Annotated in this window: 1 protein-coding gene; it reads left to right on the forward strand. The window is 36.3% G+C overall.

Features of this window, described 5'->3' with window-relative positions; translation table 11 throughout:
• Positions 1–818: SDR family oxidoreductase (locus AC1DTM_RS29540; RefSeq protein WP_477001597.1), on the forward strand; the 818-nt coding region annotated here is incomplete at both ends.

An 818-nucleotide genomic window follows, 5' to 3' on the forward strand; every position in this document is an offset into this window, starting at 1 on the left:
ATTTTTAATTGGTGGAACAGGCTTTATTGGAAAGCAATTAGTGAAAGAATTAGCCAAAGAGGATGTTAAAATTCTTCTTTTAGTGAGGTCGAAAAGTAAAGCAACACGCATTTTTCAAGAAAGAGGCATCTTAAAAAAGGCAGTTATGCACTTTATTGAAGGTGATTTGACGAAAATAGATTTAGGTCTAAGTGCTGAAGATAAGGAGAGGATATTGAAAACGGATGTGATTATTCACGCAGGAGGCCCCATGGATATTCAAGTGACAAGTAAAGAGGCAGCTTCCGTATTTTTAAATGGCGCCAAACATATTAGTGAATTAGCTAAAAGTATTCATCAATTGAAGGGCTTGCAACAATTTATTCATGTTGTAGGTTATATGAGTCCCTTTGATGATAAAAATAGCAAGATTGCAATTGATGTGTTTAAAGAAGGAAACAATTATTTGAAAATGAAAAATCCATATGAGAGAACAAAATTTTTAGCAGATCTTTATATCCGTCACCAGGCATCAGCAGTAGGTTATCCGCTTTCTGTAATTAATCCGCCAACTGTAGTTGGTAGTAGTAAAACAGGAAGTACAGAGCAGATAGCAGGATTAGGTTTGCTTGTGATGAGTATGCGAAGAGGGCTCATGCCAGTGATTCCTGGAGGTAAGGGATATAGGTTACCACTTATTTCAAACGATGAGCTTGCGAAGTTTATTGTGCAGGTTTTCAGATTGGAGCAACCGACTATTCAAACATATACACTTGTTGAAGACAAACAGCACGATCAGAACATTGCTGAATTATTAAGTATTATGTCGGAAAGTATGA

Source organism: Bacillus sp. P4_D3 (assembly GCF_056401855.1).